We start from the raw sequence: 14,154 nt of genomic DNA, 5'->3' as shown, positions 1-14,154 counted from the left end.
TTCTCTTCACCGTTTGATAGAATATCACTTGTTCTATGTTAAGAATCGAGTCATTCGATTGCACCAGGGAGGTGAAAAGTATGGCAAACATCAAATCTGCTATCAAACGCGCTAAACTTAGCGAAGAGCGTCGTTCACATAACGCTTCTATCAAGTCTGACATGCGTTCTGCTGTTAAAACTGTAGAAGCTTTAGTTACTAATAACGATCTTGAAAATGCTAAAGAAGCTTTCAAAACTGCTTCTAAAAAACTTGACAAAGCAGCTCGTAAAGGTCTTATCCACCAAAACGCTGCAGCTCGTCAAAAATCTCGCTTAGCGAAACAAGTAAACGCGTAAGGCGTTTAAAAAACGATCCATTTGGATCGTTTTTTTATATACAAAAAAGTTCACGTGCTTAGCACGTGAACTTTTTGTTTCATCACATATGATTTAACCGCATTAAGAAAAACTCAAGCACAAGTTTCTTATCCATTTTTCCAGTCTTCATACTATAATCAGCTTCCGCTAATTCTATAATCACTTTTTTTAATTCTTCAAAAGAGAAAAACTTCGTTTGATTCATCGCTAACTTTACACGATATGGATGCACACCAATATGAGACGCAATTTGATTTTGTCCATAACCACGCTGCTGTAACTCTTTCACTTGATAGAGCAAGCGGAATTGACTTACTAATAACGCAAGCAGTTTAATGGGTTCCTCTTGCTGCGTAAATAATCCATCCAAAATTTGCATCGCACCCGCGATATCTTTTTTCACCACTTTTTCTGTCAAAGCAAACACATTTTGTTCAACCGATTTTGGCACAAGCTCTGCAACAAGTTTCGGTGTAATCTCTCCGCCCATACCGACGTATAACGTTAACTTGTCCATTTCCTTCGCCAACATCGTTACATTACTTCCCACAAGCTCTAACAACAAACTAACAGCTGCATTATCAATATGCACATGCACTTCATCTACACGAGCAACAATCCACTTCTGAACATCCTGCACTTGCATCGCATTTGCTTCTACTACGTCCGCTGTTTTCTTTAATAGTTTTGTAATTTTTTTTCGTTCATCAAATTTTTCGTAAGGCGCAACAAAAACAAGAATAGAAAATGGAGAAGGCTCCCCAATATATTCTTCTAAAATTTTTATATTTTGCTCTAATTTTTCTTTTTGTGAAGTTAAAAATAGTGGTGATTTTATTAATAGCACTTTACGTTCTCCGAAAAAAGGAAGTGTACGTGCATCCTCAACCACATCTTCTAAATACGCCTCTTCTAAATCATATGTCACAACATTAAACTCGCGATCTTCCTCTTCAAGCGCTTCTGTTGTAATAAGCTTTATCGTTTCATTTATAAAAAACGCTTCCGTTCCATACAGTAAATACAACGGGGCAAACTGCTTCTTTTTAATCTTTTTATGTATATCACTCATACTTTTTCCTACTCCCTAACTTGGCAATATATATTTATACTAATGCCCTAGCTTTTGTTTTACAAGTACAAAGGAACAGGCTGTATAACCCGTTCCTTTATTTATATTAAACGCCACGCAATAAGCCCCGGGTTTCTTATCGGTGTGCGGTAATCACCTTCCCTTTATTATTCACAATAAAAATTCGAGTATAAGTGCCAACTGTTAACATGCTTGGAAACAAAAAACTCACGTTCCTTAATAATCTAAAAGTAGTAAAAACGCTCGATTTCTCTTCACATGGAAATTGTAGATTTTTTTCTGACAATATTTTATACTAAAGTGGAATGTTGGGGAGGGATTCTAAATGAATGATTTTGAACAAAACGTTCAAAGTAAACGCAATGACGCTATTGATTCAGGGGTAGGATTTATCGTCTCATTTGGTTTTTTCGCAACACTTTTCATCATTGCAACTGTTATTAAATTTATCGGTTCTTAAAGACTGCTGCTTACTGGCAGTCTTCTTTTTTATCTATTATGTGTTTCATCATATGTGATTTTGCTACGAAAGGTTCCGTGTTCCACTTTAAATACATAGGAAATAGCACCCTGCTTATCCGTACGCCATATTTCAATCCCCATCTTCTCTAAACGCTCTACAACTTCCTTATGAGGATGCCCATACCTATTACGCTCACCGACAGAAATAATCGCTACATCAGGCTGTACAGCGCTCAAAAAAGGCGCTATAGATGACGTATTACTCCCATGATGAGCAACCTTTAAAACATCCGCCCGTAAATCTGGATACGTAGCTATTAAAAACTTCTCTCCTTCTTCTTCTAAATCACCTGTAAACAGCCACGTTACCCCTCCTAATTTTGCCCACATAACAATTGAAGCGTTATTTTCACTTCTCGCTTTTCCTGTTGGAGCTAGTACAAAAAATTCCGCTTCATTTACGCTCCAACTCTCTCCTTCCCCCACTTCACTTATTTTCACTTCCTTTTCTAACGCCTGTTTCTTTAATACTTTTTCTAATACCGCATCTTGTTCCTTTCGGCCAAATACAACTTCTTTTACGGTCATATTCGATAATAAATCTTGCGCAGCACCTATATGATCCGCATCTCCATGCGTTACGATTAATTTATCGATTGTTTTAATCCCTTCCTTTTGTAAATACGGGATTAAAATATCATTCCCAACAGAAAATTCGTGCTTTTTCCGTTGCCATTCTTCCTTATTTGCACGCATTGTTCCACCAGTATCAATGAGGTAAATCTCTTTATCGTACGGGAGGCGAATTAAAATTGCGTCTCCCTGTCCAACATCAAGAAATGTAACACTCCCACTTTCTCGAAAATACGGATATACATAATGACATGTACAAACCAAAAGAAACATACCCGAAGCTACGAACATAATTTTCTTCGACACCCGCCTTTCCCAAACCATCAATATACTAACAATACTCGTGCAATATAGAGCTACAAGAAGTATAGGTGTTTGCCCGAAAATAAGGCGGATAAACGGTAAATTTTCACAATAACTTAGAAAATCATTAGAAATATTCAAACCTATTGATAGTACATTCGCAAGTCCTTTTGCAAGAAACGGGACGATCGGTATACATACCAAAATGATAATACTACACGGCAATACAATGAGAGATAAAAACGGAACGTATAGGATATTAAGAAAAATACTATATGGAGAAAAATAACCGAAGTGATATAACAAAATCGGAGTACTAACGAGTTGTGAAATAAGAGAAATATAAATGGAATTTCGGATTACTCCTTTACTACTATCTAGTAAAATCGGGGCTGACAAAATCAAGGCGAAACTACCAACGAACGAAAACTGAAAGCCAATATTAAAAACAAGATACGGATCAAATATAAGCATACATATAGCTGTAACACTTAAAGCATCTAAGCTAGATAAACGAATAGAACATATGAAAGTAATCAACATCAAAACTCCTGTTATAGAAGCTCTTATAACAGACGGTGATGCTCCTGCTAAAATCATATATAGAGGAATGCAAAAGATAAGACATACGGTCGCTATCTCCCTCGTCACACCACTTCTTAGCAAAATAAAATACACAATCACCATTAACAATACGATATGCGATCCTGAAATCGCCAACAAATGTACAAGACCAAATTGCTGATATTGCTCTTCAACTTCAAATGTCATTTGTTGTCTATCACCAAATACTAATGCATTCATAAAAGCACCTGATTGCGCTGGAAACATTTCTGTAACGCCCGAGATTGCTTGCTGTCTCAAAAGAAGAATCCATTGCACGAGTGACAACGATGTTTTATGACATTCAGAAATATATGTAGCCTCCAATATGAAATGAATATTTTGCTTATACAAATAATCACGATAATTAAAACCATGAAAATTCCGAGCTATTGGTGGTTCTTTCCTCTCACCTTCGAATACACAGGATACTCCTGCATATAATTGTCGCAGTTGTTTCTTTTCCGAGGCTGATTTAATTTTGTAACTTAACTGCACTATATTTTCATTCTGATCTTCAACTTGAAATGATAGGCGATCCCCGTTAATAAGAGGTGTATTTTGTATTACCCCCCTTGTAACTTCGTAAGGTTCTCCTAGAGGCTTGTTTTGCCCTTGAATATACGTAGTGTACATAGCGCCACTAAAACACGCTAACATACAAAAAAAGAAGGTTTTACGCGAAGTACGGTATAAACAAAAGAAAACACACAAAACGAGACAACAAGTCAGCAATAAAACTGAAGTGGAAAAGGCAATTGCAATCCCTACGATAAACGAGATTGCAACATAGCCCCATTGTCCATACAACTCATACTCACTCCTTATAGCATCATTTTTGCTTTCGTGAATACATGCTGTAATTCTTCCATTGATAAGTTTTCTTTTTCTAAAGATGCAAATAGTTCTTTTAACTCCATATGGCGCTTTTGATCCTCTAATGCCGCAATATTATATTCTAGCGGAACGTGTTTCACTGTTACATTCGCTTTTTCAAATAACTCTACGGCATATGGATGATTTTTATAATCCTGCGCATAATAAACTGCTGTAATACCACTTTGAATAATCGCCTTACAGCATTGTAAACAAGGGAAATGCGTAACATAAATTTCCGCTTCCTCCGTTTTCACACCGAACTTTGCACACTGTAATAAAGCATTCATTTCTGCGTGAATTGTACGAACACAATGATTATCAATAACGTAGCATCCATCATCTATGCAATGTACGCCACCTTTAATTGAACCATTATATCCACCAGCAATAATTCGTTTATCACGAACGATTGTCGCTCCTACTGCAAGCCTTGTACATGTACTACGTAAAGATAGCAGATGGCTTTGCGTCATAAAATATTGATCCCATGAAATTCGTTCCATATTTTTCACCTACTTTTTTGTCTACTTGTAGTGTAGCGAATGAAGAAAAACTTCGTCAATCTTTTACGGAATAATAATTTGATCTTTTATTTTTTCCAATGACTTCACACCGATCCCATCAATCTCTAACAAATCTTCTATTTTCTGAAAAGGACCATGTTCTTCTCGATATTTCAAAATACTTTCTGCTTTCCGAGAACCAATACCTGTAATTTTTTCAAGTTGTTCTTTAGAAGCTGCATTTATTTGAACTTTCCCCTCCCCCTTTGAAATAGCAGCTACTTCTTGCACTTGTTCATTTTCATTCGGTACATAAAGGATCATTTGGTCTTGTACTATTTGCGCTAAATTTACCTTCTTCCTATCTGCCTCGGGTAAAAAACCACCTGCCTTTTCAATGGCATCCTTGACCCGGTCCCCTTCTTTCATTTCATACACCCCCTCTTTAACAACAGCCCCTTTCATATCAATTACAATTATTTTTTTCTGCTGCTTTGTATCCGATATTTTCGGTTTACTTTTTTTCTCTAGCTCTTTCGCTTGAACATCCGTTGTAATGACCGTTCGCTCTGTATGCTGGTTCGTTTTCCAAAAAAGAAGAAAAAGTACAGTTCCAATAATAGCTACTAATCCTAACCATTTCTTTGGAAAATCCCACATCATTTTACACCTCTAATCATAAATTTATAACATCATTCATATTGTTTAGGAGAAAGCTGTTACGAAGGAGGTATGAAACATTGAACATAGGAATTATAGGGACAGGGAACATGGGGAATATACTAATCGACGCATTTTTAGAAACCCGTGCTGTCGAACCTTCGTGCCTTACAATCATTAATCGAACGCCCGCCAAAGCATATCATATAAAGGAAAAACACCCTTCTGTTCACATAGCCAAAACTATCGATGAGGTAATCGAACGATCACATCTTATTTTTATTTGCGTAAAGCCGATAGATATATACCCGATCCTACAAAAATACGCTGAACATTTTTCTGATGAAAAGTGCTTAGTTTCTATCACAAGTCCAATATCTCCGTCACAATTAGAGACACTTGTACCTTGCCACATTGCACGTATCATTCCGAGCATTACAAACCGCGCCCTGTCTGGCGCATCACTATTTACATTTGGAAGTAAATGCTCTGAAGAGTGGCAACAAAAGCTATTTCGCCTATTCAAAAACATTTCTACTCCCCTTATGATAGAAGAAGATATAACGCGCGTTTCATCTGATATAGCAAGCTGCGGCCCTGCATTCTTTAGTTATTTATTACAATGTTTCATTAACGCTGCTGTAGATAAAACAAATATTACACATGAAGAAGCCACTACTTTAGTAAGTGAAATGGTCGTTGGAATGGGGAAACTACTTGAAAAAGAGATTTTCACATTGCCTACTTTACAAGAAAAAGTATGTGTTAAAGGCGGCGTTACAGGAGAAGGCATTCGTGTTTTAGAAGAACATGTTGGGGATATGTTTCATAAATTAATCGAGCGGACACACGAGAAATTTGATGAAGATTTAAAATGCGTTGATCAGCAATTCAATAAACACACATAATAAATACGTCATCGTCATTCCAAATCCTTTTTATAAATACTTACTTTTTTACATTACATTTTCACTTAAACTAGCATTTTCACACTTCACGTATATCATCTTCCTATTATGCTAGAACTAAAATTACAACTTCTTTATAAAACAAAAGCAACCTTCTCGGTTGCTTTTGTTTTATGCGTTTTTCTTCGCCATGAAGAAAATACGCTCTGTTTGTTCTGTAACTTCAAGTCGCTCAAAGTCACCAGTCACACGAAGCACTGTAAACCCAGCTTCTTCAAGCCATTTTGTTAACTCTTCAACCTGATATGCACGTTGCACGTGACATTCGTCAAAACGATGGTACACATCTTCTTCTGGGTCTTGAACAAAGAATGTTAAATCATGTTCTACACTATTTGATTCTTCACCAGGGAAGCAATTCCAAATAAGAGATATTTCCTCTCCATTCACTGTGTATGTTTCATTTTGAAATACATGATGTATTTTATACAAAGAATGTACATCAAATAAAAACAAACCATCTTGACGTAAATGGTGAAACACTCTGCGAAACGTTTCTTGCACTCCATCTTCTTGCAATACATAATTTAATGAATCACAAAAGATAGTTACACAGTCAAACTCACCCGGAACATCAAGCTCCCGCATGTCTTGTTGGTAAAAAGGAATAAAGTATCCTTCTCCGCCTAGTTTTTGCTGAGCGACCGTTAACATCTCTTCTGAAAGATCGACACCGATTAAATCGTAACCCTTTTGTACAAGCGGAAGTGTTACATTACCAGTACCGCATGCTACATCAAGAATCTTCGCCTCTTTCATATCCGCTTGCTGTAAACTTTCTTCAGTGAATTCCACCCATTTATCATAAGGAACATCATTCATTAGTTCGTCGTACAACAATGCAAATTGTTCGTATTTCATTGGTCTAGCTCGTCTGTAATATCCTCACGCGGTACATCGCCCCAAAGACGCTCTAAATTATAGTGATTACGCTCATCTTTATGGAATACATGAGCAACTACATCTCCAAGGTCAACTAATACCCAACGTGCTTCGTCAAAACCTTCCATACGTTGTACGTCGATTTGGAACTCATGTGCTTTCGATTTAATTTCACGCGCAATTGCTTGCACTTGCTTATCTGAGTTACCGTGACAAATAATGAAATAATCTGCAATTGGTGAAACACCTTGCATATTTAGGACAACCATATCTTCTGCTCTCTTATCATCAGCCGCTTTTGCTGCTAATACTAATAAATCTTTATCTTTCATTTACTAATTTCCTCCTTGATAACTGCGTTGTATGTTTGGAATGTTAATGGATAAATCGTTTGATTTTTTTCCATTAAAAATTGAATTGTTCGCTTTAACGCAAATAATAAAGCTTGATTTATATCCGCATATGCGAGTTTACGAGCTTCCTCCACCCCTGGAAACTTTCGCCCAGGCTCAATGTAATCAGCTACATAAATTACTTTATCTAACATCGTCATTCTCTCATGACCACTTGTATGATATGTAATAGCTTGCAGGATTTCAGGATCTGTAATGCCTACTTCTTTTTCTACTAAGTATGCCCCAACAGGTGCATGCCATAACTCTTTGTTATAACAGAGTAAATCTTTCGGCAAATCTTCACTTTTAATAATCTCTTCCATCTCAGAAATCGCTCTACACTTCGCATAATCATGGAATATAGCTGCAACTTCAGCTTTTTTTTCATCCACACCGTATAACTTAGCAAGTTCAATTGCTGTCTCCATTACACCAATTGTGTGTATATAACGTTTTTCATGCATTTGTTGTTTGACAATATGAAGTGCTTTCTCACGATTCATACAACCCATTCCTCTCGATATACACCTGTACTTTTTCAGGAAGTAAATATTTACATGTTCTCTTCTCTTTATATCTCTCACGCAATAAAGATGAAGAAACTGCAAACTCCGGAATTTCCACAGTGGTGATAGGATAAGGTGTACGCAATGTATAACCAGGTCTTGCAACCCCAACAAACGTTACAAGATCAAGTAAAGCTTCAATATTATACCACTTTGGTAAATACTCAACCATATCTCCACCAATAATAAAGTGAAACTGCACATCCGGATACTTCTTCGTCAATTGTAACATAGTGTCATACGTATAAGATGGGCCCTTCCTGCTTAGCTCTTCTAAACAAATAGAAAAATGTTCCTCTGCCTCAGTCGCAAGCTCTAACATTTGTAAGCGATTTTCTACACTTGTAATATTCCGCCCTTGTTTATGCGGTGGAATTTGGTTCGGTAAGAACCATACTTCTTCTAAATTCAAAGCGTGATATACTTCATTTGCAATTAGCAAATGCCCATAATGTGGCGGATCAAATGTACCGCCAATGATGCCAATTTTTCTCAAAAGAAACGCCCCTTCCTTTTACCTACAGTAACTCTCTTCATTTCTATCCGAAGAGAGTTCACTGTTAATAAAAGTTCAATTGGTTTCGCTCTCTACATCATTACGCACTTAAGATAAAAAATAGCATATGCTATTCTTTTGATCGCGGAAGTTTAATTTGTTTATTTTCTCTAGATTCTTTGTATAAAACGATTGTACTTCCAATTACTTGAACGATTTCAGCACGTGCGCCTGTTGCAAGTTCTTCTGCAACTTCACGACGATCGAATTCACAGTTTTGTAGCACACTTACTTTAAATAATTCACGAACTTCTAAAGTATCTGCGATTTGTTTAATCATATTTTCATTTACTCCGCCTTTTCCTACTTGAAAAATTGGTGTTAAATGATGTGCTTGTGCACGTAAAAATCTTTTTTGTTTTCCTGTTAACATATATGTTAGCCTCCAAGCTTTCTTATAACTAATTGTTTCATTCTATCGATATTCGGTACACGCCCTGTCCACATTTCAAATGCAAGCGCCCCTTGATAAACAAACATATCAATACCATTTTGAATCATTGCACCTTGCGCTTTTGCCTCACATAAAATTTTCGTTTCAAATGGATTATAAATTATATCTGATACAATCGTCCCTTTTTTTAACGAAGAAATTTGTAATGGCGTATGTTCGACGCGTGGATGCATACCTATCGTTGTCGTCTGAATGATAATATCATAATTCCCTTGTTCTTCTGTTACTTTTTCTAACGATAAAGCAACAGAATTAACAGTAGCCGTACATGCAGCAATAAGTTCTTTCGCCTTATCTACTGTACGATTAGCTACATCAATCTCTTTCACACCTACATCAGCAAGAGAAAAATAAATAGCTCGACTAGCACCACCTGCGCCAAGCAATAAAATACGTTTCTCCTGAAGTGGTTCACTACTAATTGACTGCAGCGCTCGGACAAAACCAATTCCATCTGTATTGTAGCCAATCAATTTCCCATCCTTATGAACCACTGTATTTACTGCACCAATTTGTTTTGCTAGCGGGTCAATCTCATCCAAATAATCCATAATAGCAACTTTGTGCGGAGTTGTTACATTAAATCCTGAAATACCTAATGCTTTTAAACCTCTTACTGCTTCCCCTAGCACTTCCTCTTTAACAAGAAATGCATGATAATGGGCATCCATATTCAAGTGTTCAAATGCATCGTTATGCATAACGGGTGATAATGAATGTCCAATTGGATTTCCGATTACACCATATAATTGTTTCATAAATCCCTCTCCATATTAAATTAAAGATTTACGTAGCGAAACACTTACTCCTTTTGGTACGTGTGCAACAATTTTTGCTCCCGGTTCGTTTACCGTAACCCATCCTAATCCAGAGAATACAACATCCGTTTTTGGTTCACGAATATTAAATTCGTATTTCACTAACTCTGGCATATTTTCTAATTCTTCTGGTGTTGGCGGGCTTAGTAAATCCCCAGCATGATTTTTATACAATTCATCTGCTTTCTCAAGCTTTGTACGATGGATTGTTAAACGATTCGAGAAGTGACAAGTAAATGCACGACGACCACCACTTACATAATCAAAACGTGCTAATCCACTGAAGAATAATGTTTGTTCTTCATTTAATTGGAACACCATCGGCTTAATTTCTTTTGTTGGTGTAATAAGCTTTAAGCTTTCTTTTCCAACATAATGAGCCATTTGATGGTGGTTAATAATACCTGGCGTATCATATAAAGAAGATTCTTCGTCTAACGGAATATCAATTAAATCAAGTGTTGTTCCTGGGAAATGAGATGTTGTAATTACATTTTCAGTCTCATCACTAAACTCTTTAATCATACGATTAATAAATGTTGATTTTCCTACATTCGTACATCCAACAACGTAAACATCTTTTCCGCCGCGGTAATACTCAATAGCATCTGCCAGCTCAGCAATCCCTTGTCCCCTTGCTGCACTAATTAAAAAGACATCTTCTGGCTTTAATCCTAGCTGCTTTGCACTATAGCGCATCCAATGCTTTACTTTATCATGTTTTACTGACTTAGGAATTAAATCAGCTTTATTTCCAACAAGTAATACTTTATTATTTCCCACGAAACGATGTAAACCAGGTAACCAGCTACCATTAAAATCAAAAATATCTACAATCTTAACTACTAATGCATCTGATTTTCCAATTCCGTTTAGAATACGTAGGAAGTCATCATCTGTTAATGATACATCTTGAATTTCGTTGTAATGCTTCAAGCGAAAACAACGTTGACAAATTACTTGTTCTTTCTCTAAAGATGAGGCAGGAGCATATCCTACTTCATTTTTATCTTCTGTTTGAATTTCTACACCGCAACCAATACATTTAATTGTTTCAGTCAAACTTTATTCCTCCCAGTTAATTAAACCTTTTTTCTTCATATTTCTCATAATTCTTCGTTCAATTTTTCGATTAAAGCGCGTTACTAATCCGTCCGTTTGTGCTACCGGTACAACTAAAATCGTATGAAGTCCCACTCGGTTTCCACCTAACACATCCGTTAGTAACTGATCCCCAATTACTACAACTTCATCTGGCTGCAGGTCCATCTCTTGTATCGCACGCTTAAACGCGCGAACAAATGGCTTACGCGCACTATGAATAAATGGAATACCTAATGGATCAGCAAAGTCTTTCACACGTTGCTCATTATTATTTGAAACGACTGTTACTTGAATGCCTTGCTCTTTCATTTTCAAAAACCATTCTTCAAGTTGTGGCGTTGCATTTGGACGATCCCATTCAATTAACGTGTTATCTAAATCAGTAATGACACCTTTAATTCCACGTTTTTTCAAATCTTCTGGTTGAACATGATATACATTTTTCACATATTCATTTGGTAAAAATAGTTTCAATTTCTTTCACCTCTTTGAGGAGTTTTCATAAAAATTTTTCGACAGCATATTTCGATATATGACCTGTGGATAAAATTGTACACATTTTCCACATTAATTTTTCAGCTAATTTGGAATTTACTAACAATCTATACACATTTTATCCACCTAGGTATGTGGATAACCACTCGTTTGTGACTGTCATATTTTTTTGGTACATTAAATGCAACAACGAATCAATCCTTAAATTATTAGGAGGTGACTCACCTTGAAAACAAAATATATGGAACAGTTATCTACTGAGTTACTCACTGAGTCTTATTATAAAGCAAAAGAACTAAAATTAAATCCCGACTTCATTTTACTTATAAAACAAGAAATGATTAGACGCTCATTAGAGGACAAGCTTGTCAAATCGTCTTGATTACATATAAAGTGAAATTTTAATGAGCTAACTTGTAAAAAGAGCCATCCTGCGATGGCTCTCGAATAAACAAGTACTCCCATCTAGGGAATTTCATCATTAAGCATCTTTGTCCATAACTCTTGCTTACAGTTATAAAATGTTTTCTTTACTTATGAGCCGAACGAGTAGCAATTTTTTCACCAAGACGAAGCTCTTGTCCACTCTTCAAATTCTGCACTACTTCTATCATATCTTTTTCAAACAATAACACAACTGTTGAGCCAAATGTAAAGTATGCCATTTCTTCACCTTTTTGAACAGTACTTCTTTCATGCAGCAGCTCAATACTATTGACAAACATAGCTCCTACTTTTACAAGTGCCATATGTTCACCGTCACTATTTACTTCTGTAACAGAGCGATAATTTTTTGATAATGGCTCTTTCCCGTATTCCATACCAGCTGGATTTACCGGATATGATTTTCTACCAAGTACAAACCTTTCAGTCACAGAACCAGAAAGCGGACTATGAATACGATGATAATGACTTGGGCTTAAATAAATAACCATGTATGTACCACCTGCATATCGCTTTGCACGTTCTTCATTACCTAGCATATCCACGATTGAATAACGCTTACCTTTAATATCAAATGTTTTTGTTTCCTCAATAGGACCGTGATCAGCAAAAACACCATCAACAGGACTAACGATACTCGATGCATCTGTATCAACACTACGCTTTCCTTCTTTTAGCTTACGCGTAAATAATTCATGCAATGTTCTATATTCCTTCAAACCCTTTTCCATCTCATCTTGGTTAATTTGAAAAACTTTCGCATACGATGGAATAATGATAGAGCTCAAACGAGATTGTGCAAATTTACGTAATATATAAGAAGTAAAACGACCATTTGTAAGTTCGATCATAAGTCGATATAATGTACGTCGCAAATTGCGAAACCTCCTAATCAGTCTATAACTTTAGCTTCCCCTTCTTTTCCTTCTATATCATATGTAAAATTGGTTCTTATTCCCACATATCATATAGAACTGTTTCATTATACATGTGGAAAACTAAGTATGGTATTATTCTTAAATTGTTTAGCACCCTCTAATATTACAGATAGAATCCGTCATTTTCAACAGTGAACATAGATTTATTCTGAACACAACTCTTTTTCTTTCCTTATTTACAAAAAGAAAAGCAGCCCATTTTAAAATATGGCTGCTTGCAATGTACGTTATTCTTTCGCTTTTTTCTCTTTCTCAGCTCTTACAAATTCATGGAACATTTTCATTAAAGCGCGCTTTTCAATTCTTGATACATAGCTTCTGGAAATACCAAGTGCCTTCGCAATCTCGCGTTGCGTTTTCTCCTTATCAAGCCCCAGTCCAAAACGCTTCACGATTACTTCTTTCTCTCGTTCGTCTAAAATATCGATATACTCTTTAATCTTTTCTAACTCCATACTAAGCTGAATCATATCAATTACATCTTCAGACTCTGATTTTAATATATCGATAAGCGATATTTCATTCCCCTCTTTATCTTGCCCGATTGGATCATGAAGTGAAACGTCTTTTTTCGTTTTTTTCAGTACACGTAAATGCATCAAAATTTCATTTTCAATACAGCGTGCTGCATACGTCGCAAGTTTTGTTCCTTTTCCAGCCGAATAACTCTCGATGGCTTTGATGAGCCCAATTGTACCAATTGAAATTAAATCTTCTGCATCTTCCCCTGTGTTTTCAAATTTTTTAACGATATGAGCTACAAGCCGTAAATTATGTTCAATTAACAGATTTCTCGCTTGAGCATCACCTTGCTCCATTAACTCTAAGTACTTTCTCTCATCATCTGATGATAACGGCTGCGGAAACGCATTATTCTTCACATAAGAAACAAAGACAAACACTTCTCGAACCATATATCCAATTGCGGCGAATAGACTCAAACCTTTCACCTCCGCCAAAATAGTGGTCTTTATTATGTGTATGTGGGCGTGAGGTTGTTTGTGTCTGTACGATAGAAATATGGAATCCTTAGCTTTTT

The 14,154-nt window shown here is 36.3% G+C and carries 18 protein-coding genes; 4 read left to right on the top strand and 14 right to left on the bottom strand.

Annotated elements, in window-relative coordinates:
• Positions 1 to 80 precede the first annotated feature (80 nt).
• Positions 81 to 338, top strand: a complete 258-nt coding sequence (rpsT, locus tag MKO96_RS20335) for a 30S ribosomal protein S20 (protein WP_001274014.1) — start codon at positions 81 to 83, stop codon at positions 336 to 338.
• A gap of 82 nt (positions 339 to 420) precedes the next feature.
• Here rpsT and holA read toward each other — a convergent pair whose 3' ends face one another.
• A complete protein-coding gene (gene holA / locus MKO96_RS20330; protein WP_240588465.1) occupies positions 421 to 1,431 on the bottom strand; it encodes a DNA polymerase III subunit delta in 1,011 nt (336 codons plus the stop codon).
• A gap of 346 nt (positions 1,432 to 1,777) precedes the next feature.
• On the opposite strand from holA, the gene MKO96_RS20325 reads away from it, so the two are divergent.
• Positions 1,778 to 1,912 (top strand): YqzM family protein, encoded by a 135-nt coding sequence (locus MKO96_RS20325; protein ID WP_000997609.1) that lies wholly within the window; start codon positions 1,778 to 1,780, stop codon positions 1,910 to 1,912.
• Between the two features lie 29 nt (positions 1,913 to 1,941).
• Here MKO96_RS20325 and MKO96_RS20320 read toward each other — a convergent pair whose 3' ends face one another.
• The 3 genes from MKO96_RS20320 to MKO96_RS20310 form a co-directional block, all read right to left on the bottom strand.
• Positions 1,942 to 4,263 carry a DNA internalization-related competence protein ComEC/Rec2 gene (locus MKO96_RS20320; RefSeq protein ID WP_240588464.1) on the bottom strand — a complete coding sequence of 774 codons (2,322 nt, stop codon included), beginning with the start codon at positions 4,261 to 4,263 and terminating at the stop codon, positions 1,942 to 1,944.
• Positions 4,264 to 4,277: 14 nt separating this feature from the next.
• Positions 4,278 to 4,835 carry a ComE operon protein 2 gene (locus tag MKO96_RS20315; protein WP_000439786.1) on the bottom strand — a complete coding sequence of 186 codons (558 nt, stop codon included), beginning with the start codon at positions 4,833 to 4,835 and terminating at the stop codon, positions 4,278 to 4,280.
• Between the two features lie 63 nt (positions 4,836 to 4,898).
• Positions 4,899 to 5,498: a helix-hairpin-helix domain-containing protein gene (locus tag MKO96_RS20310; RefSeq protein ID WP_087982003.1), complete on the bottom strand. Its 600-nt coding sequence runs from the start codon at positions 5,496 to 5,498 to the stop codon at positions 4,899 to 4,901.
• Between the two features lie 77 nt (positions 5,499 to 5,575).
• On the opposite strand from MKO96_RS20310, the gene comER reads away from it, so the two are divergent.
• Complete coding sequence (gene comER / locus MKO96_RS20305) at positions 5,576 to 6,403, top strand: late competence protein ComER (protein WP_240588463.1); 828 nt, start codon at positions 5,576 to 5,578, stop codon at positions 6,401 to 6,403.
• Positions 6,404 to 6,574: 171 nt separating this feature from the next.
• Here the strand turns inward: comER and MKO96_RS20300 are convergent, their stop codons facing one another.
• The 8 genes from MKO96_RS20300 to MKO96_RS20265 form a co-directional block, all read right to left on the bottom strand.
• Positions 6,575 to 7,324, bottom strand: coding sequence for a class I SAM-dependent methyltransferase (locus MKO96_RS20300; protein WP_000873068.1), 750 nt, complete (start codon positions 7,322 to 7,324; stop codon positions 6,575 to 6,577).
• Positions 7,321 to 7,677 (bottom strand): ribosome silencing factor, encoded by a 357-nt coding sequence (rsfS, locus tag MKO96_RS20295; RefSeq protein WP_076540292.1) that lies wholly within the window; start codon positions 7,675 to 7,677, stop codon positions 7,321 to 7,323. The genes MKO96_RS20300 and rsfS overlap by 4 nt, the downstream gene beginning before the upstream one ends.
• The gene (gene yqeK / locus MKO96_RS20290) at positions 7,674 to 8,243 is read right to left on the bottom strand and encodes a bis(5'-nucleosyl)-tetraphosphatase (symmetrical) YqeK (RefSeq protein ID WP_240588462.1); all 570 of its coding nucleotides are present in this window, start codon (positions 8,241 to 8,243) and stop codon (positions 7,674 to 7,676) included. The genes rsfS and yqeK overlap by 4 nt, the downstream gene beginning before the upstream one ends.
• Positions 8,233 to 8,802 (bottom strand): nicotinate-nucleotide adenylyltransferase, encoded by a 570-nt coding sequence (gene nadD / locus MKO96_RS20285; RefSeq protein ID WP_001226041.1) that lies wholly within the window; start codon positions 8,800 to 8,802, stop codon positions 8,233 to 8,235. The genes yqeK and nadD overlap by 11 nt, the downstream gene beginning before the upstream one ends.
• Positions 8,803 to 8,932: 130 nt before the next feature.
• Positions 8,933 to 9,235, bottom strand: a complete 303-nt coding sequence (gene yhbY / locus MKO96_RS20280; RefSeq protein WP_087982009.1) for a ribosome assembly RNA-binding protein YhbY — start codon at positions 9,233 to 9,235, stop codon at positions 8,933 to 8,935.
• Between the two features lie 5 nt (positions 9,236 to 9,240).
• Positions 9,241 to 10,074 (bottom strand): shikimate dehydrogenase, encoded by an 834-nt coding sequence (aroE, locus tag MKO96_RS20275; RefSeq protein ID WP_240588461.1) that lies wholly within the window; start codon positions 10,072 to 10,074, stop codon positions 9,241 to 9,243.
• Positions 10,075 to 10,089: 15 nt separating this feature from the next.
• Positions 10,090 to 11,196, bottom strand: a complete 1,107-nt coding sequence (gene yqeH, locus MKO96_RS20270; protein ID WP_064474755.1) for a ribosome biogenesis GTPase YqeH — start codon at positions 11,194 to 11,196, stop codon at positions 10,090 to 10,092.
• Between the two features lie 3 nt (positions 11,197 to 11,199).
• Positions 11,200 to 11,712 carry a YqeG family HAD IIIA-type phosphatase gene (locus MKO96_RS20265; RefSeq protein ID WP_087982014.1) on the bottom strand — a complete coding sequence of 171 codons (513 nt, stop codon included), beginning with the start codon at positions 11,710 to 11,712 and terminating at the stop codon, positions 11,200 to 11,202.
• A 247-nt stretch (positions 11,713 to 11,959) separates the two neighbouring features.
• Between MKO96_RS20265 and sda the strand changes: the two genes are divergently transcribed.
• Positions 11,960 to 12,115, top strand: coding sequence for a sporulation histidine kinase inhibitor Sda (sda, locus tag MKO96_RS20260; protein ID WP_000853283.1), 156 nt, complete (start codon positions 11,960 to 11,962; stop codon positions 12,113 to 12,115).
• Between the two features lie 148 nt (positions 12,116 to 12,263).
• Here sda and MKO96_RS20255 read toward each other — a convergent pair whose 3' ends face one another.
• Together MKO96_RS20255 and sigK are read right to left on the bottom strand one after the other, a co-directional pair.
• Positions 12,264 to 13,052 carry a phosphatidylserine decarboxylase gene (locus MKO96_RS20255; protein ID WP_240588460.1) on the bottom strand — a complete coding sequence of 263 codons (789 nt, stop codon included), beginning with the start codon at positions 13,050 to 13,052 and terminating at the stop codon, positions 12,264 to 12,266.
• A 290-nt stretch (positions 13,053 to 13,342) separates the two neighbouring features.
• Positions 13,343 to 14,056 (bottom strand): RNA polymerase sporulation sigma factor SigK, encoded by a 714-nt coding sequence (gene sigK / locus MKO96_RS20250; RefSeq protein ID WP_000051382.1) that lies wholly within the window; start codon positions 14,054 to 14,056, stop codon positions 13,343 to 13,345.
• Positions 14,057 to 14,154 lie beyond the last annotated feature (98 nt).

Origin of the sequence: Bacillus sp. ES1-5 (assembly GCF_022487605.1) — a bacterium.
In the GTDB taxonomy this organism is placed as follows: domain Bacteria; phylum Bacillota; class Bacilli; order Bacillales; family Bacillaceae_G; genus Bacillus_A; species Bacillus_A wiedmannii.
Note: the sequence above shows the minus strand (reverse complement) of the source record. Positions and strands in the feature narration are given on the sequence as shown.